25 protein-coding genes and 2 pseudogenes are annotated in these 25714 nt (G+C 61.6%); 6 read left to right on the top strand and 21 right to left on the bottom strand.

Going from position 1 to position 25714, the window contains the following annotated elements:
• Window positions 1-28 precede the first annotated feature (28 nt).
• The 8 genes and pseudogenes from RWK44_RS02500 to RWK44_RS02460 all read right to left on the bottom strand — a co-directional run bounded on the left by RWK44_RS02500 (window position 29) and on the right by RWK44_RS02460 (window position 5458).
• Window positions 29-799: an amino acid ABC transporter ATP-binding protein gene (locus RWK44_RS02500; protein WP_025397317.1), complete on the bottom strand. Its 771-nt coding sequence runs from the start codon at window positions 797-799 to the stop codon at window positions 29-31.
• Window positions 800-811: 12 nt separating this feature from the next.
• Complete coding sequence (locus RWK44_RS02495) at window positions 812-1471, bottom strand: amino acid ABC transporter permease (RefSeq protein WP_011648868.1); 660 nt, start codon at window positions 1469-1471, stop codon at window positions 812-814.
• 5 nt (window positions 1472-1476) lie between these two features.
• Window positions 1477-2139 carry an amino acid ABC transporter permease gene (locus RWK44_RS02490; RefSeq protein WP_025397316.1) on the bottom strand — a complete coding sequence of 221 codons (663 nt, stop codon included), beginning with the start codon at window positions 2137-2139 and terminating at the stop codon, window positions 1477-1479.
• Between the two features lie 117 nt (window positions 2140-2256).
• Window positions 2257-3096 carry a transporter substrate-binding domain-containing protein gene (locus RWK44_RS02485; RefSeq protein WP_025397315.1) on the bottom strand — a complete coding sequence of 280 codons (840 nt, stop codon included), beginning with the start codon at window positions 3094-3096 and terminating at the stop codon, window positions 2257-2259.
• 257 nt (window positions 3097-3353) lie between these two features.
• Window positions 3354-3739 (bottom strand): annotated as a pseudogene (locus RWK44_RS02480) (TetR/AcrR family transcriptional regulator); the annotation flags it as partial.
• Between the two features lie 193 nt (window positions 3740-3932).
• Window positions 3933-4217 (bottom strand): annotated as a pseudogene (locus RWK44_RS02475) (DUF1217 domain-containing protein); the annotation flags it as partial.
• Between the two features lie 5 nt (window positions 4218-4222).
• Window positions 4223-4870, bottom strand: coding sequence for a TetR/AcrR family transcriptional regulator (locus tag RWK44_RS02470; protein WP_131662820.1), 648 nt, complete (start codon window positions 4868-4870; stop codon window positions 4223-4225).
• A 339-nt stretch (window positions 4871-5209) separates the two neighbouring features.
• On the bottom strand, window positions 5210-5458 hold the full coding sequence (locus RWK44_RS02460) for a plasmid stabilization protein (protein WP_077977063.1): 249 nt from the start codon (window positions 5456-5458) through the stop codon (window positions 5210-5212).
• A 200-nt stretch (window positions 5459-5658) separates the two neighbouring features.
• On the opposite strand from RWK44_RS02460, the gene RWK44_RS02455 reads away from it, so the two are divergent.
• On the top strand, window positions 5659-7476 hold the full coding sequence (locus RWK44_RS02455) for a methyl-accepting chemotaxis protein (protein WP_316028319.1): 1818 nt from the start codon (window positions 5659-5661) through the stop codon (window positions 7474-7476).
• A 152-nt stretch (window positions 7477-7628) separates the two neighbouring features.
• Here the strand turns inward: RWK44_RS02455 and doeB are convergent, their stop codons facing one another.
• From doeB to RWK44_RS02405, 10 genes are all read right to left on the bottom strand, one after another.
• Window positions 7629-8636, bottom strand: a complete 1008-nt coding sequence (gene doeB, locus RWK44_RS02450) for a N(2)-acetyl-L-2,4-diaminobutanoate deacetylase DoeB (RefSeq protein ID WP_221946345.1) — start codon at window positions 8634-8636, stop codon at window positions 7629-7631.
• 7 nt (window positions 8637-8643) lie between these two features.
• Entirely contained in the window at window positions 8644-9825 is a 1182-nt protein-coding gene (gene doeA, locus RWK44_RS02445; protein ID WP_221946346.1) for an ectoine hydrolase DoeA, read from the bottom strand.
• Between the two features lie 32 nt (window positions 9826-9857).
• Window positions 9858-10850: an ectoine utilization protein EutC gene (eutC, locus tag RWK44_RS02440; protein ID WP_221946347.1), complete on the bottom strand. Its 993-nt coding sequence runs from the start codon at window positions 10848-10850 to the stop codon at window positions 9858-9860.
• Window positions 10847-11848 carry a hydroxyectoine utilization dehydratase EutB gene (eutB, locus tag RWK44_RS02435; protein WP_316028318.1) on the bottom strand — a complete coding sequence of 334 codons (1002 nt, stop codon included), beginning with the start codon at window positions 11846-11848 and terminating at the stop codon, window positions 10847-10849. The genes eutC and eutB overlap by 4 nt, the downstream gene beginning before the upstream one ends.
• 4 nt (window positions 11849-11852) lie before the next feature.
• Window positions 11853-12632 carry an ectoine utilization protein EutA gene (gene eutA / locus RWK44_RS02430; protein WP_168281544.1) on the bottom strand — a complete coding sequence of 260 codons (780 nt, stop codon included), beginning with the start codon at window positions 12630-12632 and terminating at the stop codon, window positions 11853-11855.
• A 2-nt stretch (window positions 12633-12634) separates the two neighbouring features.
• Window positions 12635-13294 carry an ectoine/hydroxyectoine ABC transporter permease subunit EhuD gene (ehuD, locus tag RWK44_RS02425; protein ID WP_003550192.1) on the bottom strand — a complete coding sequence of 220 codons (660 nt, stop codon included), beginning with the start codon at window positions 13292-13294 and terminating at the stop codon, window positions 12635-12637.
• Between the two features lie 4 nt (window positions 13295-13298).
• Complete coding sequence (ehuC, locus tag RWK44_RS02420) at window positions 13299-13958, bottom strand: ectoine/hydroxyectoine ABC transporter permease subunit EhuC (RefSeq protein ID WP_020047068.1); 660 nt, start codon at window positions 13956-13958, stop codon at window positions 13299-13301.
• Window positions 13959-14039: 81 nt separating this feature from the next.
• Window positions 14040-14888 (bottom strand): ectoine/hydroxyectoine ABC transporter substrate-binding protein EhuB, encoded by an 849-nt coding sequence (ehuB, locus tag RWK44_RS02415; protein WP_168281545.1) that lies wholly within the window; start codon window positions 14886-14888, stop codon window positions 14040-14042.
• Window positions 14889-14944: 56 nt separating this feature from the next.
• Entirely contained in the window at window positions 14945-15730 is a 786-nt protein-coding gene (ehuA, locus tag RWK44_RS02410) for an ectoine/hydroxyectoine ABC transporter ATP-binding protein EhuA (protein WP_164563679.1), read from the bottom strand.
• 121 nt (window positions 15731-15851) lie between these two features.
• Complete coding sequence (locus tag RWK44_RS02405) at window positions 15852-17237, bottom strand: MocR-like ectoine utilization transcription factor EhuR (protein ID WP_168281547.1); 1386 nt, start codon at window positions 17235-17237, stop codon at window positions 15852-15854.
• A gap of 101 nt (window positions 17238-17338) precedes the next feature.
• On the opposite strand from RWK44_RS02405, the gene RWK44_RS02400 reads away from it, so the two are divergent.
• The 5 genes from RWK44_RS02400 (at window position 17339) to RWK44_RS02380 (ending at window position 22519) form a co-directional block, all read left to right on the top strand.
• Entirely contained in the window at window positions 17339-17836 is a 498-nt protein-coding gene (locus tag RWK44_RS02400; protein ID WP_316028317.1) for an Lrp/AsnC family transcriptional regulator, read from the top strand.
• Between the two features lie 120 nt (window positions 17837-17956).
• Window positions 17957-19453, top strand: a complete 1497-nt coding sequence (locus RWK44_RS02395) for an NAD-dependent succinate-semialdehyde dehydrogenase (protein WP_131662810.1) — start codon at window positions 17957-17959, stop codon at window positions 19451-19453.
• A gap of 31 nt (window positions 19454-19484) precedes the next feature.
• A complete protein-coding gene (locus RWK44_RS02390; protein WP_131662809.1) occupies window positions 19485-20864 on the top strand; it encodes an aspartate aminotransferase family protein in 1380 nt (459 codons plus the stop codon).
• Window positions 20865-20878: 14 nt separating this feature from the next.
• The gene (locus tag RWK44_RS02385) at window positions 20879-21952 is read left to right on the top strand and encodes an alcohol dehydrogenase family protein (protein WP_131661101.1); all 1074 of its coding nucleotides are present in this window, start codon (window positions 20879-20881) and stop codon (window positions 21950-21952) included.
• 171 nt (window positions 21953-22123) lie between these two features.
• Window positions 22124-22519 (top strand): DUF4112 domain-containing protein, encoded by a 396-nt coding sequence (locus RWK44_RS02380; RefSeq protein ID WP_011648837.1) that lies wholly within the window; start codon window positions 22124-22126, stop codon window positions 22517-22519.
• 145 nt (window positions 22520-22664) lie between these two features.
• On the opposite strand, the gene RWK44_RS02375 is transcribed toward RWK44_RS02380, so the two are convergent.
• The 3 genes from RWK44_RS02375 to RWK44_RS02365 all read right to left on the bottom strand — a co-directional run bounded on the left by RWK44_RS02375 (window position 22665) and on the right by RWK44_RS02365 (window position 25704).
• Entirely contained in the window at window positions 22665-23702 is a 1038-nt protein-coding gene (locus RWK44_RS02375) for a Gfo/Idh/MocA family protein (RefSeq protein WP_077977001.1), read from the bottom strand.
• A gap of 128 nt (window positions 23703-23830) precedes the next feature.
• Entirely contained in the window at window positions 23831-24616 is a 786-nt protein-coding gene (locus RWK44_RS02370) for a ThuA domain-containing protein (protein ID WP_316028316.1), read from the bottom strand.
• Between the two features lie 62 nt (window positions 24617-24678).
• The gene (locus tag RWK44_RS02365; protein ID WP_316028315.1) at window positions 24679-25704 is read right to left on the bottom strand and encodes an ABC transporter ATP-binding protein; all 1026 of its coding nucleotides are present in this window, start codon (window positions 25702-25704) and stop codon (window positions 24679-24681) included.
• Window positions 25705-25714 lie beyond the last annotated feature (10 nt).

Genomic DNA, 25714 nt, shown 5'->3' with positions numbered 1-25714 from the left:
TGTGATTGGCATGGATTTTTGTTTTCGCCTAGTTGAAACTCGAGGTTTTGAGGAATTCCGCCAGCCGTTCGGTCTTCGGATGCACGAACATGTCCTTCGGATCGCCCTCTTCGCAGATGACGCCGTGGTTCATGAAGATGACGCGTGACGAAACGTCGTAGGCAAAGCGCATCTCGTGCGTGACGAGCAGCATGGTCATGCCGTCGGCGGCAAGCCCCTTGATGACCTGAAGCACTTCGCCCACCAGTTCCGGGTCGAGCGCGGAAGTCACTTCGTCGAACAGCATCAGCCTCGGCGACATGGCGATGGCGCGGGCGATCGCGACGCGCTGCTGCTGACCGCCGGAAAGCTGTCCGGGATAATGGTTCGAGCGGGCGGAAAGGCCGACACGATCGAGCCATTTTTCCGCGATCGCGCGGGCATCCGGCTTGGTCATTTTCTTCACCTTGACGAGGCCGAGCATGACGTTTTCAGCGGCACTCATATGCGGAAAAAGATTGAACTGCTGAAACGCCATGCCGGTCAACGCGCGTTGGCGTGCAATCTCTTTCTCGCTCTTGCGGCGCCGCGTCGCGCCTTCGGCGCGGTATCCGATCTCCTCGCCGTCGAGGCTGATCGTGCCGCCCTGGAATTCCTCGAGCATGTTGATGCAACGCAGCAAGGTGGTCTTTCCGGAGCCGGACGAGCCGATGATGGAAATGACTTCGCCTTCCTGCACGGCGCAATCGACGCCCTTGAGGACTTCGTGGATGCCGTAAGTCTTGCGCAGACCCTGGATGTCGAGAATGGTCTTGGCCATCGGGGGAACTCCTCAGGACGGCAGGGCGGTCTTGCGCTCGACATATTTGCCGAAGTGCTCGATGCCATAGTTGATGATGAAATAGAGACCGCCAGCCAGGAAGTAGAACTGGAGGCTCATGAAATTGCGGGAGATGATCTCCTGCGTGCGCAGGAGAAGCTCGGCGACGCCGATGACGGAGAGCAGCGTCGAGGCTTTCACCATCTCGGCCGCGGTATTCACCCAGGCCGGCAGGCACTGGCGCATGGCCTGCGGCCACAGCACCGAGGTGAAGGTCTGTGTAAAGGTCAGGCCGATCGCCTTGGCGGCTTCGGTCTGCCCCTTCGGGATTGCCTGAAGCGCCCCGCGCACGATTTCGCCGACATGGGAGGAGCAGAAGATGGCAAGGGCGAGCACGCCGGCCGAGAACGGCCCGAGATCGAGGCCGACGGCGGCGGAGACATAGTAGCTCGCCAGCACGAGCACGAGCACCGGCGTGCCGCGGATGATGTCCGTATAGGCGCGCACGGCCAGACGCAAAACAACGCCGCCATAGACGAGCGCCAAACCGACGAAAACGCCGAGTATGGAACCCGCGAGGATGGCCAGCAGGGAGATCGACACGGTCACGCCGATGCCGTTCATGATGACGTAGCGGGCGATCCAGAGTTGTTCGAGAAAGGTGTGGGACATCAGGTCTATCTCGGCAGGGCCAGACGGCGCTCGACGAAGCGCATCACGGCGGCGATGAGGAAACAGGTCGCGACATAGAGCGCGGATGTCACCATCCAGGTCTCTATGACGCGGAAGCTCTCGACGTTGATCTTGCGGGCGGCAAACGTCAGTTCCGGCACGGCGATGGCGGCGGCGAGCGAGGTGTCCTTGAAGAGCGAGATGATCGTCGAGGACAGCGATGGCAGCACGTTGCGCAGCATCAGCGGAGCGATGATAGAGCTGCGGATCTGCATCCCCGTCAGGCCGATGGCAAGCCCCGCTTCCGTCAGTCCTCTCGGAATAGACAGCAACCCGGCGCGGAACACCTCGGCCAAATAGGCGCCGGAATAAAGCGACAGAACCAGGACGAAGCTTTTTATCTTGTCGAGGCGCAGGCCCATTTGCGGCAGCGCGAAAAAGACGAAAAGCACCAGGACGAGAATCGGCAGGTTGCGAATGACAGTGACATAGACCCGTGCCGGCACGACTGCAAAACGGCTTTTGGACGTCAGCGCGAAGGCCACGACGAGGCCGATCGCGGCGCCGATCAGGATCGAGATCACCGCAAGGCCGAGGCTGAGCGCGAGCCCGCTCAAAAGAAAATCGAAATTGCGCCAGACGGCAGCGAAATTCAACGTGTAACCCATACGGGCCGCCCTTTCAGACCAGAGCATGATGCCGAAAAGTCTGAGCGGTTTTCGGACAACGTCATGCTCTCACTTTTTAAATGCGGAGCGGGAAACATGTCCCGCTCCGCATGGCTGTTACTTGAACTCGACCGGGAAGCCGATCTGCGGCGGCGTCAGATCTTTGCCGAACCAGGTCTTGAAGGACTTGGCGTAAAAGTCGAATTCGACGCCGGTCATGGCTTCGTGCAGGGCGGTGTTGACGAAGTTCAGCCAATCCTGATCGCCGCGCTTGACGGCGCAGGCGTAGGTCTGCGGGTTCCAGCCGTAGCCTGCATCTTTATAGCGACCCGGATTCTGCGTCATGTACCAGGCGAGCGACGACTGGTCCGTGGCAACTGCATCGGCACGTGCCGATTCCAGCGCCTGATAGATCAGGTCGACGGAATCATACTGGTCGACGGTCGCCTCAGGCAATGCCGCATGCACCATTGCCTCGGCATAGACGTTCTGGAGAACCGAGATGGTGACGGAGGAGCCTGCCGCCTTGAGGGCGGCGTAGTCGGCATATTTGCCATCCGCCTTGAGCATCAGGCCGACCCCCTCGCGATAATAAGGAATGGTGAAGGCAACCTGCTGGGCGCGCTCGCCGGTAACGGTCATGAACTGGCAGGTGATGTCGACTTTGTCGGTGGTGATGTTCGGGATGCGGGCGTCGGAGGACTGGTTCACATACTCGATCTTTTCAGGATCGCCGAAGAGCGCCTTGGCGATGATGTGGCCCATGTCGACGTCGAATCCCTGAAGCTTGTCGTCGGCGCTCTTGAAGTGCCAAGGCGCATTGGTGCTGCCCGTGCCGAGGACGAGATGGCCGCGGGCCAGCACTTCATCGAGCTTGCTGCCTTCGGCCAGCGCAGGCGTGGACAACAGAGCGGCGACAGCCAGCGACATCACGCCGGTGCGAAAGGAAATGGTCATGGCGTTCCCCTTATGGATTGTTCCTATTGTTCCAGTATACTGGACGCATGTCTGTTTTACTGGAATAATGCTATGAAGTGCCATCAGGGATGAATTGTCAATGGGTCATGCTGAAAAAACGCGCAGTGGTACGCGTGGCGATTTTTTCGGCAGTGCAGCATTGTTCTGTTGTTTAGAGGCTCAACATCATGCCCTTCCCGCTCAGCGCCCTCAGGCCATGCCGAGGGCGAAAGATGCGGTCTTCAGAGTGGCCGGCCTTATGCGTTTGCGTTTTCGGTCGCAGCGCGGATCAGTGAGGCAGCCGCCTCGCCCGCGGCTTCCATATAGGTCGGGTCGCGATGCAACAGAACGACGCCGAACGAGCCATCGAGCAGCAGGACGATCTGCCGGGCGAGTTGCGGCGCTTCCGCCTTGATTCCGGCCGCCTCGAACGTCACCCGTAGCCAGGCCTCGACCCTCTTCTTGTGTTCAATCCCGACTCTCATGGCTGGATGGCCAGGCATATTGGCGAGTTCCGCAGAAGTGCGCAGGAAGCCGCAGCCCTTCCATTTCCGATGGCGGGCCGCGCGGGCAAGATTGCGAAAGATGCCTAGCACCGTTTGAACAGAGCGAGGTTGGGCTGGTCGCGCGCCTCCAGAGGGGCGAAGTACGAACGACTTTCAGAGCCGTCGGTGCGGCAGGGTGACGATCCGCCCGCGCAAACGAAGACCTGGATCTCGGCGCATCGTTGAAACGGAACTGTTCGAGAAGCTCGAAGAGCGCGGCAGTGATGTCAGTTGCAATCTTGATGACCTTGACCAGCTTGCGATGATCGGACGGGTCGTGACGACGCGCGCCTCCGACGTGACATCGTTAGGATCGAGCCCCTTCGCCTCGAGCATGAAGGAACAGATGATCGTCGGCCAGGAATTCGCTGGCCGTGGTCGTCGCCTTCGAGATATCGGATCTTGTCCTGCTTGCAGTAGGTTGCATAGTCGTCGACGACGGACTCGACATGGCCTGCAGCGGAACGGTCGCGTCACATTGCTGTCGAAGTTGATGGCTTCGGCGACTAGCCAGTCATCATCGAGGCTGTTGAAATAGCTTCGAGTCCGAGCATCGCTTTCCAGGATTTTTCGAATGCGCTTTAGGCGGCGCCGACGCCTGCGGCAAAGATGGCAATGCAGCGGCGAAGATGGGCAAACAGTTGAGCCCGATCGGGCCAGGCCCGCGCGCGCCCTTCCGGCGGACCCATGCCGCCGAGGATCATATCCATCAGCATCCGGGCTCCGCTCGCCGTATCGTCCAGCGTCAATCTGCCTTCCGACCGGCGTTCGCTCAGCCAGTCGGCGAGATGCTGGCGGCTGGCAAGCATGCCTTCGCGCTGCAGGATATCGACAAGTTCCGGAAATTGCGCCGCTTCGCGAAAGACGAGCTGCAGGAAGCCGGTGCGATCGACATCCTTGTCCTCGTCCATATCGATCATGAAGATACGTTCGAGGCTCGCGGCGATCGAGATATCTTCAACAGGCCTGGGCAGATCGAGCATCAGGCGTCGATGCGCGCCGACCACGGCAGCAAACAACTCTTCCTTGCTCTCAAACAGCTTATAGAGCGTCTGCTTCGAAACGCCCGCCTCGGAGGCGACGATCGCGGTCGTGCTTCCGGCGTAACCGTATTTGACGAAAACGCGCCCGGCGACTTCAACGATATGCGCCCGCTTGTCCTCGTCGCTGGAAACTTTCGGCCGGCCCCGCTTGCGCGGCTCAGCCGCAGGCTCGTCGACACAATCCATGATGGTCTAGACCGCTCTGCCGAAATGCGTAGCGACGACCTGAGAACGTAGACTACGATTTCTGAGGGATAGTGTTCTCGGTTGTGGCATTAGTGATTTAGCTAATCAGTTCCGCAATGTGCATTGCGTCCCCGCCTCCCTAGCGATGGAGCGCTTATGACGACCATTTCCACTGCAACATCAGTCACTTCCTATTCCTATAGCAAGCGCCCGACATCCGCGTCCCAGGACATCTTATCCTCTAATACGGTTTCGTCGGCAAAAGCAACCAAAAGCGGGCTGCTCGACGGAGAGACGTCGAGCAGCGCCGATCCGATATGACGTTGATATCGAGAAAGATCAAAGTTCGATGCCCTTGTGTGCCCGCCTGTCCTCTTTGATAACTGATTCAAGGTCGATATCCGTGGCACTTTGCTGCAGAAGACGAGCATAGAAGGTCGTGGCTGCCTCGCGGCCGGCTTCCCGTATTTCATACGATTCCAGAGCCCGCTCAACGATGTCAGCTGTTGAGCGATTTTCGCGCCGGGCAAGCCGATGCGCAAGATCGCGTGCCTTCGCACTGCGCGCGGAAAGTCGAGGTTCAGCCATGTCGGTCTCCTTTCACCTGTATACAGCATCAGTCAGCCATCAACATGGCAACTGATGGCTTGATACCACAAGTATTCAGGGTCCTGATTTTGTTCCGATGTCTAAAAGAATTAACCATATCTCAGTGGTCTTACGAAATAATGCCATACGTAGATCAGGCATCTCGAAGCAGAGAGGCCAAAAGTTATTTGGAGACAGTCTTGGCACTTACCATTGCTCGTAGTCTAGTGGCGTTTGGTGTCGCCGTTTCAGCCGGCCTTTTCATGTCGATCGGTTTGCAGCAATCGGCGCTCGAACGGCTGAAAGTCAACGGGCCGGTTTACGAGCAGGTCGTCTACGGCAAGGATTTGATCGCCGATATTCTGCCGCCGCCACTGTTTGTGGTCGAATCCTACATGCTGTCCTTCGAGGCGAGCAAATTTCCGGAGCTCACAGAAACCAATCTTGCCAAGATCGCAAATCTCAAGGCCGCTTACGACGACCGCCGCGCCTATTGGAAAACCACCCGCCTGCCGCAGGCTTTGAAGGACGAACTTGAAAACGATGTCATCGCCAAGGGCGATACATTCTGGGGGGTGATGAACCGTGAGATCATCCCGGCCCTGAATGCCAAGGATGAAGACAAGGCGCATGGTGCGATCGAGCAGCTGCGCGTCGCCTTTCATTCGCACCAGGACGCGGTCGAGAAACTCGTTGCCAATTCCGACGCCTTCCTGAAGGGCGAGGAGCGTAATGCAGCCTCGGAGATCGTCACCTGGACGATCTATGCGGGTGCTGCGGGCCTCGGATCGTTCGGGCTGTTGCTGGTGGGGCTTTATCTCCTGCGTCACCGAGCAATCGTGCCGCTTGATGGCATGAAGGCCTATATGGGCAACCTTGCCGAAGGCGACTTTTCGACCGAAGTTCCCTACGCCAACCGGTCCGACGAGATCGGAGCCATGTCCAAGGCCGTGGCGGTATTCCGCCGCAACGCGCTCGAGCGGCAGCAGGCGCAGAGGCGCGAGACCGCACTACGCGATGCGGAATTTGAGCGCGAACGCAGCCAGCTGGCCGAAAGGGCAGCCGAGGAGCAGATCCGCGAAACGGTGATCGATCGGCTGACATACGGCCTGGAACAGCTATCGACCGGCAATCTCGATTGCCGGATCACGACGCCGTTCGCCACCGCCTACGAGACTTTGCGCGCCAAGTTCAACGACAGTATGGACGCGCTTTGCGCGTCGATGGCGGAGATCGCCCAGACCTCCAAGCAAGTGGGCAGTTCCTCGGCCGGCATCACCGATGCAGCCGACAGCCTTGCCTCGCGCACGGAACAGCAGGCCGCGATGCTCGAAGAGGCCACAGCCGCGCTCGATGAAATGAATGTCAAAGCCAAAGACGCCTCCGACCATGCCGGCAGGGCGACAGGCATGATGGCTCAGACCCGCACCAGCGCCGAACATTCGGCGGCCGTCGTTCGCGAAGCAATCGCCGCCATGGATAGGATCGAAGGCTCGTCCTCTCAGATTGGCGCCATCGTCAATGTCATCGATGAAATCGCCTTCCAGACCAATCTTCTGGCGCTCAATGCCGGGGTTGAAGCCGCTCGTGCGGGCGAAGCAGGCAAGGGTTTCGCCGTGGTGGCGCAGGAAGTGCGCGAGCTCGCCTTGCGCTCGGCCAACGCCGCCAAGGAGATCAGAGCACTGATTTCCACCTCCTCGTCCCAGGTCTCCACCGGGGTGCAGCTTGTCAACCGCACCGGCAAGGCGCTGCTGGAAATCGAAGGGCAGGTCGAGCAAGTTGCCGGCCTGATCGCCCGCATCGTTTCGGTGTCCTCCGAGCAGGCGGTGGCGATCGGCGAGATCAACGCCTCCGTCAACGCGCTTGATCAGGTCACGCAACGCAACGCAGCCATGGCCGTCGAAACCGCCTCAGCCTGCCGGGCGCTCGGCAGCCAAACGCAGACGCTGGAAGGGGTCGTCAACCGCTTTCAGGTCGATGCGGGAGCCAGCACGTCCAGACCACAGAAAGCTGCTTGAGGTGTGATCAGCAGTCTGATCCCGCCTCTGCCTGTCCGATCACCTAGAGCATGATGCCGAAAAGTGTGCGCGGTTTTCGGCATCATGCTCTAACCATTTAATTTAGAACAGGATTCAGATCTTAGGTCGACCCGGCCTAAAATCATCCTGTTCTAGCCGTCAACGATCGCCACGACGGCAACGCAGTCACCAGCCTTGACCAGCCCTGGGAAATGCCGGGCACAGAGAATGCCGTTCATGCCGGCGCGGATCTCGCGGGGGGCCACCCCGGTCCGCCCGGTCGGATAGATGCGAGCAATGACCGCATCGTCGGTGACGGCTTCACCGAGATCGATGACAGGTTCGATCAGCCCGCCCTCCTCTGCGAAAGAGAAGCAGCGACCGTCCGGCATGTCGAGCCAGGTCGTCGGACCGGGATCGACTGCGCCCGCGACGATCCCGGCGTGGCGCAGCACGTTCATGGTGCCGCGCTTGGCAATCGCCGCACTTTTGGCCGTGGCGGTGCCGCCGCCGCCGAGTTCCGTGGTGATGAAGATCTTGCCCATCTCTTCGGCAGCGGTGTCGTACATGCCGACCGCATCGATCTCCAGCATCTTCATCGAATAGGGAGCGGCAAACGCCCTGACGAATTCGAAGGCTTTTTCCTGCTGTTGCTTGTTCGGCAGGATGTGGGCTGCGCAGAACGGCAGAAAATCGAGCGTCTTGCCGCCGGAATGGAAGTCGAGAACGAGATCCGCCATCGGCAAAAGCACGCGGCTGAAATAGTCGGCGATCTTCTCGGTCACCGTGCCGTCCGGCCGGCCCGGGAAGCTGCGGTTCATGTTGCCCCTGTCGATCGGCGAGGTCCTGGTTCCCGCCAGGAATGCCGGATAATTCATGGCCGGCACGATGATGATAGTGCCCCTCACCTCTTCGGCCTTCAGCGAGCGGGCAAGATCGAAGAGTGCGATCGGTCCTTCATACTCGTCGCCGTGATTGCCGCCGGTCAAAAGGGCCGTTGGTCCCTTGCCGTTTCGGACGACCGTTATCGGCACCATCACCGATCCCCAGGCGGAATCGTCGCGGCTGTAAGGCAGGCGCAGGAATCCGTGCTGGATGCCCTCGGCGGCGAAATTGACCGTCGCGCTGATCGGCGACGGCCGCAAGCCAATCTCTGTCATGACAGCCTCAATCCTTGACCATCAGTCTGCGCGGCACGTTCGCGAAACACTCGACGCCGCTGTCGGTGATGAGGATGCTCTCGGTCGTCTCGAAACCCATGTCGTCGAGCCAGAGACCGGTCATGAAATGGAAGGTCATGCCGGGCTTCAGTTCCGTCCGGTCGCCCGGCCGCAGGCTCATGGTGCGCTCGCCCCAGTCCGGCGGATAGGAAAGGCCGATCGGATAGCCGGTGCGGTTATCCTTGACGATGCCGTATTTCTTCAGCACCGCAAAGAAGGCGTTGGCGATATCCTCGCAGGTATTGCCGGGTCTGGCGACGGCAAGACCGGCTTCCATGCCCTCCAGCGTCGCCTTTTCGGCATCGAGAAAGGCCTGTGTCGGTTTGCCGAGGAAGACGGTGCGCGACAGTGGCAGATGATAGCGGTTGTAGCAGCCGGCGATCTCGAAGAATGTGCCCTCGCCCTTCTTCATCGGCCGGTCGTCCCAGGTCAGGTGCGGTGCGGACGCTTCGACGCCGGACGGCAGCAGCGGCACGATCGCCGGATAATCGCCGCCGATGCCGTCGACGCCACGGGTGCCCGCATCGTAGATTTCCGCGACCAGATCACACTTGCGCATACCGACCTCGATCTTGTCGAAGATGCGGGCGTGCATCGCTTCGACGATACGGGCGGCATTCCGCATATAGCCGATCTCGGTCTCGCTCTTGACGGCTCGCTGCCAGTTGACGAGGGCGGTCGCGTCGACGAAACGCGCATTCGGCAAGTGCTTCTGCAGCGCCGCAAAGGCCGCCGCCGAAAACCAGTAATTGTCCATCTCGACGCCGATCGTGAGCTTGCCGAAGTCGCGCTCGATCAGGATGCCCGAGAGGTAGTCCATGGGGTGGCGCTCGGTCGACTGCACATAGTGATCGGGATAACCGACGATGTTGTCGTGCTTCAGATAGGTAGTGAACTTGGCGCCATTGGCATCCTGGCCGCGGCCGAACCAGATCGGCTCGCCCTGCGGCGGCACGATCACCGCCTGGTGCACGTAGAAGGACCAGCCGTCATAGCCGGTCAGCCAGGCCATGTTCGACGGGTCGCTGACAACAAGCAGGTCTACGCCCTTCGTCTCCATGGCACGCCGTGTCTTTTCCAGCCGCGCGGCATATTCGCCGAGCGAGAATTTGAGTTTGGGCTGGGTCATGTTTCTTCCCTTCTTTTCCGGCGCCGCGCCGGTCAGCTTTCGAACGTGGTCCCGGCATTTGCCGCGCCGGCACGGGCAAAGGCGAGCGTGGCGATGGCGGTGTCCTGGATGCCGGTCCCGGTCAGGTCCGCAATGGTGATTTGGTCGTTGCGCGTCCGCCCCGGCGTCCGACCGGCGACGATCTGGCCGAGCTCGGCAAAGACCGCATCGCCTGCGACCAGGCCGGCATCGATTGCGTGATGCAATTCGCCGAGGCGCCGCGTCTGCTTCAAGCTGTCGGCGACATAGACGTCGGCACCTGCGATGGCGGTCGGATCGATCTCATTCTTGTGCTCAGCATCCGAGCCCATGGCCGTCAGATGCTGTCCGGGTTCCAGCCACCCGGCCTCGATGATCGGGATTTCCGCCGGCGTGGTGGTGACGATGAGATCAGCGCCGCTCACCGCACCTTTGGCGTCCGATGTGGCGGTGATGGGAAAGCCGAGCTTTGCCGCCAGTTCCGCTGCCACGCTTTGCGCCTTGGCGGCATCGCGCGCCCAAATCCTCGCTTCGCGGATCGGCCGGACCAGCGTCAGTGCTTCGAGCTGCAGCCGCGCCTGCATGCCTGCACCGAAGATCGCGGCCACGGACGCATTTTCCCGCGACAGATGTTTTGCCGCCACAGCGCCGGCTGCTGCGGTGCGCACGTCGGTGAGATGGCCGTTGTCCAGCAGCAGCGCTTGCACCAGTCCGGTTCGGCTCGACAGCAGCACCATCATGCCGTTGGTGCTCGGCAGGCCGATCTTGGGATTGTCGAAGAAGCCGGGGCTGATCTTGATCGCGAAGCCCTCGATGCCGGGCACATAGGCGGTCTTTACATCGACTTCGCCCCGATATTCCGGAATGTCGAGTCGCAGGATCGGCGGCATGGCGACGGCCTTGGTCGCAAGCGCTGCGAAAGCGGCCTCGATGCAGGCGACAGCATCTCGGTCAAGCCCGATGATTTTTCTCAGTTCCGCTTCCGTCAGAATGATCATTCGGCTCATGGGCCCTCCTCGCGATAGAGCGACTGAGTCCCGTTGATCACCCGAAGATGCTGTTCCATGTCGACATTCTGCCCGGACAGGATCGCGACGATAGGACCGTTCCCCACAATCTTCCCGGCACGAAGCGCTGCAATGCCGACCGCGCCAGCGCCTTCCACAACCTGGCGTTCGCAGGCATAGGCATGGCGCATGCCCGCGGCGATTTCCGCCTCCGTCAGCAGGATGATCTCGTCGAGAAGGTCGCGGCACATGGCAAAGGTCACGCGATTGTCGAGGCCGATGCCGCCGCCGAGCGAGTCGGCAAGGCTCGCCACTTCCTCCACCTGCACCGGCCGTCCGGCATCGAGGCTCGCCTTCATCGCGGCGCCCTTCTCCATCGTCAGGCCGATCACTTTGGTCGTCGGACTGATGCCTTTGACCGCGGCGGCAACGCCGGCCGCAAGGCCGCCGCCCGAAAGCGGCACCAGCACGGTGGCCGCCTCCGGCAAGGCTTCGATGATTTCGAGCCCCATCGTCCCCTGCCCGGCTACGACATCAGGATGGTCGAAGGGCGGCACCATCACCAGCCCCTCCTCGCGAACCAGCCGGTCGACCTCCTGCTGCGCCTCGTCCTGCGATGATCCAACGATGCGGACATCGGCCCCGAGGCGGCGGATTTCCGATACCTTGTTCTCCGGCACCAGCCGCGACATACAGATGGTCGCAACGGCGCCTTCCGCCTTTGCCGCATAGGCAAGCGCCCGGCCGTGATTTCCGGTCGAGGCCGCGACGACACCACGCGAGCGCTCGGCCGGCGACAAGGACAGCATCGCATTGGTCGCGCCGCGCAGCTTGAAGCTGCCGGTCGTCTGGTGATGCTCAAGCTTGAGATGGACCGGCGCGCCGGCCAATTCGCCAAGTGAAGCGGACTGCACCATCGGTGTGGCGAGCACACGGCCGGCAATCCGGCGCGCCGCTGCGCGGATATCCTCCAGCGAAACGGGCAAGGTGCTCACCATGATCTCAGCCTTCCCGATAGGGCTTGGTCATCAATTGACCGAGTTCGGGCCGCGCCCGATCATCGCCGCAAAGCCGCAGGCAAGCCCAGGCCGTCGCAAGATTGCTGGTAACGACCGGCTTGCCGATCGCAGCCTCGATCCGGGCCGCGACCTCTGCTGCCCGCACGGCCGTACAGGAGATAAACAGCGCATCGGACTGCGGCGCCAGCGCTTCGCGTGCGAAGGCGACGATCTCGTCCGGTGCGATCCGCGCCATTTCGCGGTCATCGGTGAGGCCGAGACAGGTGAAGCGGTCGATCGCAAAGCCGAGATCGGCGAAATAGTCCGCCATCGGCCGGCTGGTCTCGATCGTATAGGGCGTCAGCACCGAAATCCGTCTGGCGCCCAGCGCCTTCAGGCCGGTCACGGCGGCAGCCGTCGGCGTCACGACGGGCACGCCGGGCTTGGCCGCATGGATCGCCGCCTCGATGTTCCGGTCGCCGATCACCACCGAGGCGGAGGTGCAGGAATAGACGATCGCATCGAGCGCCTCGTCCGGCAGGATCAGTGCCGCGCCTTCCGTCAGCGACGGCTGCATCTTCAGGAGATTTTCCGGCGTGACCGGATTGGCATAGTGGATGCGGCTGACATAGACGCCGAGGCGATCGCCGGCGACCATACGCCGGAAGTCGACTTCCGTCGTATGGTCCGTCGCGAGGATGACCAGGCCGATGCGCTTTTCCAGCGGCCGGTCCTCCAGCCGCGGCGGCCGGCCGGCAGCGATGATCTCGATCTCTACGGTCATGGTCAGTCGTCCATCCTGGCGTAGCGTTCCTCGAGCCAGCGCAAACCCACCACCGAGATCAGGCTGATGACGAGGAAGAAGACGCCGACCAGCGTCATCGGCTCGATGTAGCGGTAGTTGCTATTGGCGATGCTCTTTGCCTGGTTCATGAGTTCGAGCACGGTGATCGCCGAAAGCAGCGGCGTTTCCTTGAACATGGCGATGAAGTAATTTGCGAGCGCCGGGATCATCGGCGGGATCGCCTGCGGTAGGATCACGTGGATCCAGGCCTGGCGCGTCGACAGATTGGTGGCCTTGGCCGCCTCCCATTGTCCGCGCGGCACGTTCTCGATGCCGGCGCGATAGACTTCGGCGGTATAGGTCGCATAGTGAATGCCCATGCCGATGACGCCGGCGACCAGCGGCGCCAGCCGGATGCCGATATCCGGCAGCACGTAGAAGATGAAGTAGAGCTGCACCAGCAGCGGCGTGCCGCGGATGAATTCCGAGACGAAAGCGACGGTCCTGGAAATGCCGGCGACCGGTGAGCGCCGCGCAATGGCGAGCCCCAGGCCGACGATCATGGCGACGGCAGCGCCGAGGATGGTCGCGAGAAGGGTGATCTTGAACCCTTCGAGAAGGGTCGGCATGATCTGCCAAACGAAATCCCAATCCCATTCCATCTGATCAGGTCCTTATGCCGTCGAGGCTGCGCGCCATCCGCCGCTCCAGCCAGCGCATCGTCGCGGAGATCGCCGAGGCCATGAGAAAATAGAGGATGAGGATCGTCGCGAAGGGCACCAGCGTATTGCCGGTCTGTGCCCGCACCACCTGGGCCTGGAACGTCATATCCGTCAGCGAGATCAGCGAGACGACCGCCGTGCCCTTCAGGAGTTCGATCGCATTATTACAGAAGGTCGGCAGCATTAGCGGCAGCGCCTGCGGCAGGATGACGTGGCGCATGCGCTGGTATCGCGAAAGGTTGAGCGCGATACAGGCTTCCGACTGTTCGCGCCCGACGGCCTTGACGGCGCCGCGCACCACTTCCGCCGCATAGGCGCCGACATTCAGCCCGAGCGCCAGCACGCCCGCCTGCAGCGGCGTCAGGGTCAAACCCGCAAAAGGCAGCACGAAATAGACCCAGAAGAGCTGGACGAAGATCGAGGTGCCGCGGAAGAACTCGATATAAGCCGTCGCCAGAGCCCGCACGGCGAAGAAGCGCGATAGGCGGCCGAGGCCCGCCAGGAAGGCCATCACCAGCGCCAGCGCAGACCCCATGATCGTCAGTTCGAGCGTCACCAGGGCGCCCTCAAGGATCAGTGTCAGATAGCCGGACCATCCCGACATCGGCAGCTCACTTCTCTTCTCTGGAGATCGTTCGAGGACGATCCGGCCATGCCCATGGCATGGCCGGCTGCTTACCCTTTATTACTTCGCCGCGGTGCAGAGCTTTTCGCGGCTCGTCGACATCGCCGCCTTGGCCGAGAAGCCGTAGGGCTCGATGATCTTGGCGAATTCGCCGGATTCCTTCAGCTTCTTCAGCTCGACATCGAAGGCGTCGCGAAGGGCAACGTCCTGCTTGCGGAAGGCCGCGCCATCGCAATAGACCGGCGCATTGACCACGGGAGCGACGGTTTCGAGGTTCGGGTCGTTTGCCTTGGCCATCAGATCGTGGATCGACAGAACCGGCAGCGAGTAAACGTCGATGCGGCCGTCCTGCAGCATCTTGATGCCGCTCTGGCCATCCGGAACGACGATGACGCGATCACGCGGCACGCCGGCCTCGAGCGCCAGCTTCTCCTCGGTGCCGCCGCCCGGCGCGCCGATCTTGGCGTCCGGATTGTCGGCGATGTCCTTGTAGCTCGTCAGCTTCAGCGGATTGCCCTTCTTGAGAGCGAAAGCTTCGGCATCGCAAAGGATCGGTTCGGAATAGGCGACGGCGTTGCACCGCTCGGGCTTCATGAAGAGGCCTGCGGTGATCGCGTCGTGGCGGCCGGCCTGCAGGCCGGGGATCATCGCGCCATATTCCGAGATCGAGGCGACCACTTCCTTGATGCCCAGCTTTTCGAAGATTGCGCGCGCCACATCGGGTGCGGCGCCGGACACCTTGCCGTCGGCGCCGACGGCGGTGAACGGCGGCTCGTTGGCGATGGCGATACGCGCAAAGCCTTGCTCCTTCAGCTGCTCGAGCTTGTCATCGGCGGCGGAGGCCGGGGCGGCCGTCATGACCAGAAGCACCGACAGGCTGGCGGCGCTCAAAAGAAATCCTGTTTTCATCGTTCCCAACTCCTCTGATTTTCCTTGAGTTTTGTTCTTGCGGGCAATGTCTGAGTTCAGACGCGGTGCCCCGCCGCAATGATCTTGCGCAGGAAAGTCTGCGTCCTCTCCTGCGTCGGATTGCGAAAGATGTCGCCCGGCTTGCCTTCCTCGACGATCTTGCCGCGGTCGAAGAACAGCACACGGTCGGCGAAATCATGGGCGAAGCCCATCTCATGCGTGACGAGAAGCATGGTCATGTCGGTCTCGGAGGCGAGCCGCCGCATGACGTTCAGCACCTCCTCGACCAGTTCCGGGTCGAGCGCCGACGTCACCTCGTCGAACAGCATGATCTTCGGCGACAGCGCCAGCGCCCTGGCAATGGCGACGCGCTGCTTCTGTCCGCCGGAAAGCTGCGCCGGAACGCTCTTTGCCTTGTCGGCCAGGCCGACCATATCGAGAAGCTCCATCGCCCGCTTTTCCGCCGCGGGCCGCTTGATGCCCTTCGTCAGCATCGGCGCCAGCGTCACGTTGTCGAGCACGCATTTATGCGGGAACAGATTGAAATGCTGAAAGACCATGCCGATCTTTTCGCGCATCCGATGCAGATGCCGTTCATCGGCCGGCACCAGCCCGCTGCTATCAGGCATATGGTAGAGCTGTTCGCCGTCGACCTCGATATGGCCGCCGCTGATCGTCTCCAGCGTCATCAGAATGCGCAGGATCGTCGTCTTACCGGAGCCGGACGGCCCGATCAGCGCCAGCTTCTCGCCCGGCATGACATTCATCGACAGGCCGTCGAGCACGGTCAGCGGGCCGTATTTCTTGACGATATTGTCGATGCGGATGATGGGCGGAAGCATTCATGTCTCTCCCTGTTGAGACAAGCAATGTCTAACGATGACGGTCCATCAAAATCATGTCAATTCGTAAAATAATACCATGACAATTATTCTGCACACGCTCAAATACAAGGCAGCGGCATCAGATCGCAAGCAGCAGCTCTTCCGGATTGCCTTGCGCCAATGAGGCGACGATGCCGAGCCCGGTCCGCAACTCACTTTCCGTCGTCGAACCAAGCGAGATACGCACGGCCGGCGTCCAGCCCTGATCGGCGGTGTGGAACGATTTGCCGGGCGCGATCGCCACGCCGCGCAACCTTGCCTGCGATACGAAACCGTCCTCCGTATGATTGCCGGAGAGCGGCAGCCAGACGTGCAGGCTTTGCGGATGCGCCCGGTACGGCAGGCCGGCCAGCATCTCCGCCGCGATCGCGTGCCGGCTCAAAAGGGCACGGCGCTGCCAGTTGACCAGCTCCATCGCCGTGCCGTCGCTGACCCAGCGGGTGGCGATCTCGGCCATGGCAGGCGTCGCCATCCAGTTGGAGACAAGATGCCGGTTGGCGACGGCGGCGACATAGCGGTCAGGCGCGGTGAGATAACCGATCCGCAGGCCGGGAACAGTAATTTTCGTGAAGCTCGTGACGTAGAGTGTCCGCTCCGGCGCAAACGCGGCCATCGGCGGCGCACGACCCTCGACCATCGGGCCGAGAATATCGTTTTCGATGATCGCGATATCATGTTTGGCAGCGACGGTGGCAAGCGCCTGCCTACGCTCCGCGCTCATCAGCGCAGCCATCGGATTGATCACCGAGGGCTGCAGGAAAATGGCCCGGATCGGTCCCTTTCGGCAGGCTTCGTCCAGCGCTTCGGGGATCATGCCCTCCGCGTCGATCGCCAGTCCTTCGAGGTGCAGACCGAGATAGGTGGAGAGTGGAACGAGCGTATGGTGGCTGATCGCTTCGGTCGCAACCGTCGAGCCGGGCGGGGCGACGCTCATCAGCGCCACCGTCATGCCCGATGTGGCACCGTTCGTCACGCTGATGTTCAGCGGCGATACCTCCAGCCCGCAGCGCGCCAGCCATTCTGTGGCGACCGCGCGGTGGCGCGGAAACACCATGTTCGGTCTGAACGAAAGGGCCGAGCTGGAAGGCAGGTTTTCCGAAAGCCAGCCGAAGGCCTGCCGAAGCCTTTCCAAATGGATCTGCTCGCAGACCGGTTTCAGGATCGACAGATCGATCACCTCGCCCAGCCGTTCCGGCAGATAGGGCGGTTCCGGCTCGCGCGGCCTGGTCTGGACGAAGCTGCCGCGTCCGATCTCGCCTGATATCAGCCCCCGGCGGATCAGCTCGTCATAGGCGCGGCTGACCGTCTGCACGGAAAGATGCAGATCGTCCGCCAGCTTGCGATGCGGCGGCAATTGTGTGCCGTCGGAGAGCTTGCCGTCCGTGATCGCGCTTGCGATCTGTTCGGCAAGCGAGAGATAGGCCGGCCGGCGAAGTTGCGAGGGATCGGGGCGCCACTTTGTCATGATTTCAACACTGCTGAAAATCAGTTCAATTGACAATGCCAAAATGCGCTCCCATTGTCTTTTCCCTGCGTTTGAAATGATTTCTTTCTAAAGAAAGCACCATGAAGCTCGACGCCATCGACCTGCGCATTCTCGACGCCGTCCAGCGCGACGGCCGCATCACCAAACTGGCGCTGGCCGAAAAGGCCGGGCTGTCGCCGACGCCGTGCTGGATGCGGCTGCGCAAGCTCGAAAAGGCGGGTGTTATCACCGGCTATCACGCGCGCATCGCGCCGCGGCGGATCGCTCCGATCGCCAGCGTGATGATGGAAGTGACGCTCGCCAACCATCGCCAGGCAGACTTCGAGCGCTTCGAGCGCGCCGTGACCGCGATCCCGGAGATTGTCGCCTGCTGGTCGGTCGGCGGCGGCGTCGATTACATCCTGAAGATCATCGCGCCCGATATCGATGCCTATCAGCGGCTGGTCGACGGGCTTCTCGACCGCGAACTCGGCATCGACCGCTACTTCACCTACATCGTCACCAAGACGGTGAAGGAGGACACAGTCCTTTCGGTCTCTTCCTTCACTGCCACCGATGAAGAACCGAGCGCGTCGTAGACAATCTCTCTGCCAGGCGGCCATCCTTTAGACCATCTCTCTCTTTTCGCATTCGCCAACAGACAATCTCTCGCCCGCTCCCGTGGAAGACTTGCGTCAACCGCCACGAGGAGAATGGATATGACCGCCGTTTTTGCCCGCCCCGCCTATCATGACGCGCTGTCGCGGCTCGCCGACCGTCATCTCCTGCGCGATCTCGCCTATGTCGGCGGCCGGTGGATCGCCGGCAAATCAGGGAAAAGTTTTGAGGTCACCGATCCCGCCTCTTCGGCGACGCTGGCCTGGGTTGCAAGCCTTGACGCCGATGAGACGGCGCTGGCGATCGATGCAGCGTCGGAGGCATTCGCCGGCTGGCGCGCGATGCTGCCGCAGAGCCGCGCGGCGATCCTGCGCAAATGGTTTGAGCTGATGCTTGCCGCCAAGGAGGATCTGGCGCTGATCATGACGCTCGAACAGGGCAAGCCGCTGGCTGAATCGCGTGGCGAGATCGATTACGCCGCCTCCTTCGTCGAATGGTATGCCGAGGAAGGCAAGCGGCTGAACGCCGAGAGCGTCACCAGCCATCTGCCCGGCGCGGAAATGATCGTCAGGCGCGAGGCGCTCGGCGTCGTCGGCATCGTCACGCCCTGGAATTTCCCCTCTGCCATGCTCACCCGAAAGGCTGCCGCAGCGCTGGCCGCCGGCTGCACGGTCGTCGCCCACCCCTCCTCCGAGACGCCGCTTTCGGCACTGGCCCTTGCCGAGCTCGGCGAGCGTGCCGGCATTCCCGCCGGCGTCTTCAACGTTGTCACCGGCAATGCCGCAACGATCGTCGGACGGATGTGCGCCGATGTCCGCGTGCGCGCCATGAGCTTTACCGGCTCCACCGGGATCGGACGGCTGATCGCCGCCCAGTGCGCGCCGACCCTGAAGCGGCTGGTGATGGAACTCGGCGGCCACGCTCCGCTGATCATCTTCGACGACGCCGATATCGAAAAGGCGGTCGAGATCGCCGTCAACGCCAAATTTGCAACCTCCGGCCAGGACTGCCTTGCCGCCAACCGGATCTTCGTCCAGCGGCGGATCGCCGATGGCTTTGCCAAGGCCTTCGCAGACCGCATTGCCGAACTGAAAGTTGGTCCAGGGCTCGAGGATGGCGCCGAGATCGGACCGCTGATGCATGAACGCGCCGTCGCCAAGGTCGAGGGACAGGTCGCCGACGCGCTGGCGCATGGCGCACGGCTCGTCACCGGTGGCAGGCGCCACAAGGCCGGCCGGCTTTTCTATGAGCCGACGTTGCTGACCGATATGCCGGCGGATGCGCTGATCATGCGCGAAGAGACCTTCGGGCCTGTTGCGGCGGTTACCACTTTCGACACCGAAGACGAGGTCATCGTCCGCGCCAACGATACCGAATATGGTCTTGTCGCCTATATCGTCACGGAGAACGGCGCCCGCCAGATGCGGCTCGGCCGCGCGCTGGAATACGGCATGGTCGCCGTCAACCGCGTAAAAATCACCGGCGCTCCCATTCCCTTCGGCGGCTGGAAGCAGTCCGGCCTCGGCTGCGAGGGTTCACGCCATGGGCTCGAGGCCTTCACCGAGCTCAAATATCTCTGCATCGACACGGCCGCCTGAGCCGCCCCATTTTCAAGAAAGAGGTTACGACATGCTCGATAGAAGTAACGAACTCACCGCCTGGGACCGCGATCACTTCTTCCATCCCTCGACCCATATGGGTGGGCATGCCCGCGGCGAGACGCCGACCCGTGTCGTCGCCGGCGGCGAAGGCGTCTACATCACCGACACGACAGGACGCAAAAGCCTCGACGCCTTTGCCGGCCTCTATTGCGTCAATGTCGGCTACGGTCGCCAGAAGATCGCCGACGCGATCGCCGAACAGGCGAAGAACCTTGCCTATTACCACGCCTATGTCGGCCACGGCACGGAAGCCTCGATTACGCTGTCGAAGATGATCATCGACCGCGCCCCCGCCGGCATGAGCCGCGTCTATTTCGGTCTCTCCGGTTCGGACGCCAACGAGACCAACATCAAGCTCATCTGGTACTACAACAACATCCTCGGCCGTCCGGAAAAGAAGAAGATCATTTCGCGCTGGCGCGGTTATCACGGCTCCGGCGTCATGACCGGCAGCCTCACCGGCCTGGCGCTCTTCCATAATGCCTTCGATCTGCCGCGGGCGCCGGTGCTGCACACCGAAGCACCCTATTATTTCCGCCGCCCCGACCGGTCGATGAGCGAGGAGCAGTTCTCGCAATATTGCGCCGACAAGCTCGAGGAGATGATCATCGCCGAAGGCCCGGAAACGGTCGCCGCCTTCATCGGCGAGCCCATCCTCGGCACCGGCGGCATCGTGCCGCCGCCGAAAACCTACTGGCAAAAGATCCAGGCCGTGCTCGACAAATATGACATCCTGCTCGTCGCCGATGAAGTCGTCACCGGCTTCGGCCGTCTCGGCACGATGTTCGGCTCGGATCATTACGGCATGAAGCCGGACCTAATCACCATCGCCAAGGGGCTGACCTCGGCCTACGCTCCCCTTTCCGGCACGATCGTTTCGAACAAGATGTGGCAAGTCCTGGTGCAGGGTTCCGATCAGATGGGCGCGATCGGTCACGGCTGGACCTATTCCGCCCATCCGATCTGTGCTGCCGCAGGAATTGCCAATCTCGAACTGATCGATGAACTCGGCATTGTCGAAAATGCCGGCACGACCGGCGCCTACTTCCGTTCGGAACTCGCAAAGGCCGTCGGCGGCCACCGCAACGTCGGCGAAGTCCGCGGCGACGGGCTGATGGCGGCCATCGAATTCGTCGAGGACAGGGACGACCGCACGTTCTTCGATGCCGGCCGCAAGATCGGCCCGCAGGTCGCCTCTGCCCTCCTCGAACGCGGCGTCATCGGCCGCGCCATGCCGCAGGGCGACATCCTCGGCTTCGCCCCGCCGCTCTGCCTGACACGCGAGGAGGCCGACATCGTGGTCAAGGCCGCGGCGGATGCGATCGAAACCGTCTTCAAGAACATCTGAGGGAGAAGAGCGGCATGACGATCCCGGAAAAGATGGCTGCGGTATTGCTCACCGGCCATGGCGGTTTGGACAAGCTCGTCTACAGCATGGACGTGGCTGTTCCGAGACCCACGGACGGCGAGGTTCTGATCCGCGTCACGGCCTGCGGCATGAACAATACCGACGTCTGGGTCCGCCAAGGCGCCTACGGCACCGAGGACGATCCGTCGGCCGTCTCCACATGGCGCAGGCAAGGCAATACGCTGACATTCCCGCGCATTCAGGGCACCGATGCGGTCGGCCATATCGTCGGCGTCGGCGCCGGCGTTGATCCGGCGCGCATCGGCGAACGCGTCATGGTCGACTTCTCGATCTATAACCGGGACGACGACAGCCTCGCCGACATCGATTACATGGGCCATGGCCGCGACGGCGGTTATGCCGAATACATGGCACTGCCGGCCGAGAACGCCCATGTCGTCGCAACCGATCTGACCGACGTCGAACTCGCCACCTTCTGCTGCGCCTATCTGACCGGCGAGCGCATGCTGGAACGGGCAAGGCTTGTCGCCGGTGAACGCGTCCTCGTGACCGGCGCCTCGGGCGGCGTCGGCTCGGCGATCATCCAGCTCGCACGTGCCCGCGGCGCCATCCCGATCGCGGTCGCAGGCCCCGGCAAGGAGGCGGCGATGCTCGATATCGGCGCCGAGGCGGTGGTGACCCGCGGCAAGGGCGATCTGGTGGAAGCCGTCCATTCCGCCAGCCGTGGCCACCCGATCGATGTCGTCGCCGATCTCGTCGGCGGGCCGCTGTTCAACGATCTCCTGAAGATCCTGCGCCCCGAAGGCCGCTACACGACAGCCGGCGCCATCGCCGGTCCGGTCGTTCAGCTCGATTTGCGGACCATGTATCTGAAGCAGCTGGAGCTGCACGGCTCGAGCCAGGGAAGCCGCGCCGACTTCCGCCGGATCGTCGGCTATATCGAAAGCCGGAAAATCCGGCCTCTCGTCGGCGGCGTCTATCCGCTGTCGGAATTCCACCGCGCGCAGACCGACTTCATGGCGAAGAACTTCGTGGGCAAATTGGTCGTGGTTCCCGACGAGAGATGATCCTTGCTTTCGCGGGCGAACCTTATCGGGTTTGCCGCGTTTCACGGCCATGGAATATCATCATGGCACCGGGCTTTCGCTGCGTCGGAATATTTCGCAGCAATGCGATGACATCCTTCCCGCGCCCTCGCTGGAGGGGGCGGTACGGTCGTTTACGCCGAAAGGTCGCTGATGCCAGCCTCCGCCAGCACGAAACACCTGACGTCCATCGAACTTGGAAGAATTCGGCGCGCCGTCGGCATAGCGCGCCTGATGGATACCGCTGTCAGATTGCCTGTCATCGGCGTGCGGATCGGTGCAGACTCGATTCTCGGCCTTATCCCGGCCGTCGGCGACATTGCCGCATCCCTCATCGGTCTTTTCATCATCGATGAGGCAAGACGCCTCGGCATTCCCACCCACAAGCTCGCACGCATGGCCGTCAATCTCGGGATCGACGCCGCCGGCGGAACCGTTCCGCTACTTGGCGATATCTTCGACGTCTATTTCAAATCTCATCGCCGAAACGTCGGCATCATTCTCGACCACTTTGGGATCAGCGAAGATGAGCTGAATCGGCGCATCTGACCAAGCCGGCGTCCCTTTGCAACTTCCCTGTCGAGGAATTTGTACGAGGCCGTCGGCACCGGTTCCAAGGAGGCCGCGTAACCGGTGCCCTCGCCTTAAAAGACGAGCAACCTGCAGAGGTGGATCTGAACTGGAGCGCTTTCGCTTAAAGTTCAGTCAGAGCGCCGGCCGTCTTCACTGCGTGGTCAAGAACGAATTGCAACTTGGCGGCGTGGCCGAAACCCGGCTCATCTGGCTGCCCCTTTTGTACGGCGTTTGCAAATCGCTGGAAATTGGTGATGACCGGTTCGACCTCGATCGTGCGCCAGATTGCCTTGTCCGCGTCGGGACCTTCACATGCCCTGAGCGTCGAACCTTCAGGCGTATGCACCACCTCCAGCGCGCCCTTGTCTCCATGCAGGCGCAGGCGCAATTCGTTCAGATGGCCAGTCGCCCAGCGCGTTGCGTGAATGACGCCAGCGGCACCGTTTTCGAGTTCAGCCATCATCAGGAAACTGTCATTTGCATCGAGATCATACTCGCCGATCCGATTTCCGGGGCTCTTGTCGAACACCTTGAGATGCGATGCGGCCGCCTTGACGTCACTTCCGGCGGCAAAAACCGCGAAGTCGAGAATATGGATACCGACATCGCCCAGCACGCCATTGGAGCCGTGCTTTGTCGACAGTCGCCAAAGCCATTGCGATTCCTTGGTCCAGTCGCCCCACGCCTTTGAGACCAGCCAGCTCTGGAGATAAGACGCTTCGAAGTGGCGGATCGCGCCGATGCGTCCGTCCAGCACCATCTTACGCGCTGCTTGCAGCGGCGCTACATTACGATAGGTAAGGTTTACCATCGTGACCTTGCCGGACGCAGCGGCGGCGTCGGCCATCTCTTTGGCTTCGCGGTAGTTAACCGCAAGCGGCTTCTCGCAGAGGACATGCTTTCCGGCGCCGAGTATCTTCATTGTCGTGGAATAATGCGCGCGATCCGGCGTGACATTGGTCACGGCGTCAAACTCTCCCCAGGCAAGCGCGTCATCAAGCGACGTGAAAGTAAGTGGGATACCATGCCTGAGCGCGAAGGCCCGAAGCCGGACCTCGTCCGTATCGACAGCAGCAACGATTTTTACGTCAGCGATTTCGGAAAAATTCATGGCATGGGTGTTTGCCCATCCTCCGGTTCCGAGAATGATCAAGCGCATTTTTGTCCTCATGGTCGTTTATCGAACTGTTAGCAGCAAAATCGATCGTCTTTCACAAGCACCAGACACCCTTGCCGATAGCGCCCGTCTGTCATGGTCTCCACGCCCAAGGAAGGCGTTTCAATTTCTCAGCGGTAACCGGCTTCGCCGGCCTGGTGCAGTCTCGGGCCGCGTTCGACGATCGGCTCCAGTGCTGTTTCTACCGGCACATTTGGGGCATCGGTAATGCTCTTCAATGCACCCTCGGGGTTATAGGCCCACTTCACGCCGTTGATCAGCACCTTCTGGACATTGACGTCGTGATAGGTTGGATAGGTCTCGTGGCCCGGGCGGAAATAGAAGATGTTGCCGGCGCCGCGGCGCCAGGTCAGGCCCGAGCGGAACACTTCGCCGCCCTGGAACCAGGAGATGAATACCGTTTCGAGCGGTTCCGGCACCGAGAACTGCTCACCGTACATTTCCTCGTTCTCAAGCTCGAAATGTTCGCCGATACCGGCGGCGATCGGATGGCGCTGGTTGATCGTCCACAGACGCTCGCGCTCCCCCGCCTCGCGCCATTTCAGCGCGCAGGGCATGCCCATCAGCCGCTTGAAGATCTTGGAGAAATGGCCGGAATGCAGCACCAGCAGGCCCATGCCTTCCCAGACGCGCTTGGCGACACGCTCGACGACGACGTCGGAAACTGCGCCGTGATCCTTGTGGCCCCACCAGGTCAGTACGTCGGTCTCAGTAAGACGGGCTTCGCTGAGGCCGTGTTCCGGCTCCTGCAGCGTCGCTGTCGTCGCCGAGATAGTTGGATCGGTGTTCAGCGCATTGGCGATCGTTGTGTGCATGCCTTCGGGATAGATTCCCCGGACGATCTCATTGCTATTCTCGTGGATGTTCTCACCCCACACAACGGTGCGAATGGTCACGTCGTTCTCTCCTTATAGTTAAAACGGATCGAGCCTTGGGAGGAACATCGACCCTGGGAAAATCAGGCAGCCCGCATGGATGCTCGCTCAAGCGCCCGGCCCGACCGGTCGAAACGGTGAACGTGGCCGGCAAGCGGCACAAGGCCAAGCGTTTGGCCAGGCGCGTGGCGGGAGACACCGGCTTCCCGCACGACGAACGGCTCATCCGCCCCGATATCCAGATAGACGAAGCTATCGGCGCCGAGGATTTCCGAATGGATGACCGTGCCGCTCCAAACGGGCGACTCGGGCGTGATGCGAACATGCTCTGCGCGCACACCAATCGTATGGCTATCATAGGGTTGCGCCAGCACGCCCGAGAGGAAATTCATCTTAGGTGAACCGATGAAGCCGGCAACGAAGACCGAATTGGGACTTTCGTAAAGTTCCAGCGGCGTGCCGATCTGCTCGACGACGCCGTCCCTCAACACGCAGATCCGATCGGCGAGCGTCATGGCCTCGACCTGGTCATGGGTCACATAGATCATCGTCGTGTTGTGCATGCTGCGATGAAGCTTCGCGATTTCCAGCCTCGTCGCGACGCGAAGCGCCGCATCGAGGTTGGACAGCGGCTCGTCGAAGAGAAAGACCTTGGGATCGCGTACGATCGCCCGGCCGATTGCGACGCGCTGACGCTGCCCGCCGGAAAGCTGTCGCGGCAAGCGGTCCAAGTAGGGTGAGAGCTGCAGCATGCCGGCGGCCTGTTCAACACGCTGGCGGCATTCGTCTCTGGTGCTCCCGGAAAGTTTCATGCCGAAAGCCATGTTGTCGAAGACCGTCATATGCGGGTAGAGCGCGTAGGACTGGAACACCATGGCGATCCCTCTCTTCGACGGCGCGTGCTGGTTCACCGTCTTGTTGTCGAAGGAGAGGGTTCCCGACGTGATGTCCTCGAGCCCGGAGATAAGCCGCAGCAGCGTGGACTTGCCGCATCCCGACGGCCCCACGAACACCATGAACTCGCCCCGGCGGATGTCCATCGTCACGCCTTTGATCACCTCGAAAGCGCCGAAGCTCTTGCGGATATTCTCCAGTCGGATTTCTGCCATGTCCTACTCC

This window comes from Rhizobium sp. 25PS6 (assembly GCF_032464655.1).
Classification (GTDB): Bacteria; Pseudomonadota; Alphaproteobacteria; order Rhizobiales; family Rhizobiaceae; genus Rhizobium; species Rhizobium laguerreae.
Note: the sequence above shows the minus strand (reverse complement) of the source record. Positions and strands in the feature narration are given on the sequence as shown.

Bases quoted from the DNA above. Each gene is read 5' to 3' on its own strand.
- RWK44_RS02375 (WP_077977001.1), bottom strand. From the start codon at position 23,702: ATGCGCTTGATCATTCTCGGAACCGGAGGATGGGCAAACACCCATGCC.
- RWK44_RS02390 (WP_131662809.1), top strand. From the start codon at position 19,485: ATGCTCGATAGAAGTAACGAACTCACCGCCTGGGACCGCGATCACTTC.
- RWK44_RS02395 (WP_131662810.1), top strand. From the start codon at position 17,957: ATGACCGCCGTTTTTGCCCGCCCCGCCTATCATGACGCGCTGTCGCGG.
- RWK44_RS02400 (WP_316028317.1), top strand. From the start codon at position 17,339: ATGAAGCTCGACGCCATCGACCTGCGCATTCTCGACGCCGTCCAGCGC.
- ehuA (WP_164563679.1), bottom strand. From the start codon at position 15,730: ATGCTTCCGCCCATCATCCGCATCGACAATATCGTCAAGAAATACGGC.
- doeB (WP_221946345.1), bottom strand. From the start codon at position 8,636: ATGACAGAGATTGGCTTGCGGCCGTCGCCGATCAGCGCGACGGTCAAT.
- ehuB (WP_168281545.1), bottom strand. From the start codon at position 14,888: ATGAAAACAGGATTTCTTTTGAGCGCCGCCAGCCTGTCGGTGCTTCTG.
- RWK44_RS02365 (WP_316028315.1), bottom strand. From the start codon at position 25,704: ATGGCAGAAATCCGACTGGAGAATATCCGCAAGAGCTTCGGCGCTTTC.
- ehuD (WP_003550192.1), bottom strand. From the start codon at position 13,294: ATGGAATGGGATTGGGATTTCGTTTGGCAGATCATGCCGACCCTTCTC.
- RWK44_RS02470 (WP_131662820.1), bottom strand. From the start codon at position 4,870: ATGGATTGTGTCGACGAGCCTGCGGCTGAGCCGCGCAAGCGGGGCCGG.
- RWK44_RS02405 (WP_168281547.1), bottom strand. From the start codon at position 17,237: ATGACAAAGTGGCGCCCCGATCCCTCGCAACTTCGCCGGCCGGCCTAT.
- RWK44_RS02460 (WP_077977063.1), bottom strand. From the start codon at position 5,458: ATGGCTGAACCTCGACTTTCCGCGCGCAGTGCGAAGGCACGCGATCTT.
- RWK44_RS02490 (WP_025397316.1), bottom strand. From the start codon at position 2,139: ATGGGTTACACGTTGAATTTCGCTGCCGTCTGGCGCAATTTCGATTTT.
- RWK44_RS02485 (WP_025397315.1), bottom strand. From the start codon at position 3,096: ATGACCATTTCCTTTCGCACCGGCGTGATGTCGCTGGCTGTCGCCGCT.
- eutA (WP_168281544.1), bottom strand. From the start codon at position 12,632: ATGACCGTAGAGATCGAGATCATCGCTGCCGGCCGGCCGCCGCGGCTG.
- ehuC (WP_020047068.1), bottom strand. From the start codon at position 13,958: ATGTCGGGATGGTCCGGCTATCTGACACTGATCCTTGAGGGCGCCCTG.
- RWK44_RS02500 (WP_025397317.1), bottom strand. From the start codon at position 799: ATGGCCAAGACCATTCTCGACATCCAGGGTCTGCGCAAGACTTACGGC.
- RWK44_RS02385 (WP_131661101.1), top strand. From the start codon at position 20,879: ATGACGATCCCGGAAAAGATGGCTGCGGTATTGCTCACCGGCCATGGC.
- RWK44_RS02380 (WP_011648837.1), top strand. From the start codon at position 22,124: ATGCCAGCCTCCGCCAGCACGAAACACCTGACGTCCATCGAACTTGGA.
- eutB (WP_316028318.1), bottom strand. From the start codon at position 11,848: ATGGTGAGCACCTTGCCCGTTTCGCTGGAGGATATCCGCGCAGCGGCG.
- eutC (WP_221946347.1), bottom strand. From the start codon at position 10,850: ATGAGCCGAATGATCATTCTGACGGAAGCGGAACTGAGAAAAATCATC.
- doeA (WP_221946346.1), bottom strand. From the start codon at position 9,825: ATGACCCAGCCCAAACTCAAATTCTCGCTCGGCGAATATGCCGCGCGG.
- RWK44_RS02495 (WP_011648868.1), bottom strand. From the start codon at position 1,471: ATGTCCCACACCTTTCTCGAACAACTCTGGATCGCCCGCTACGTCATC.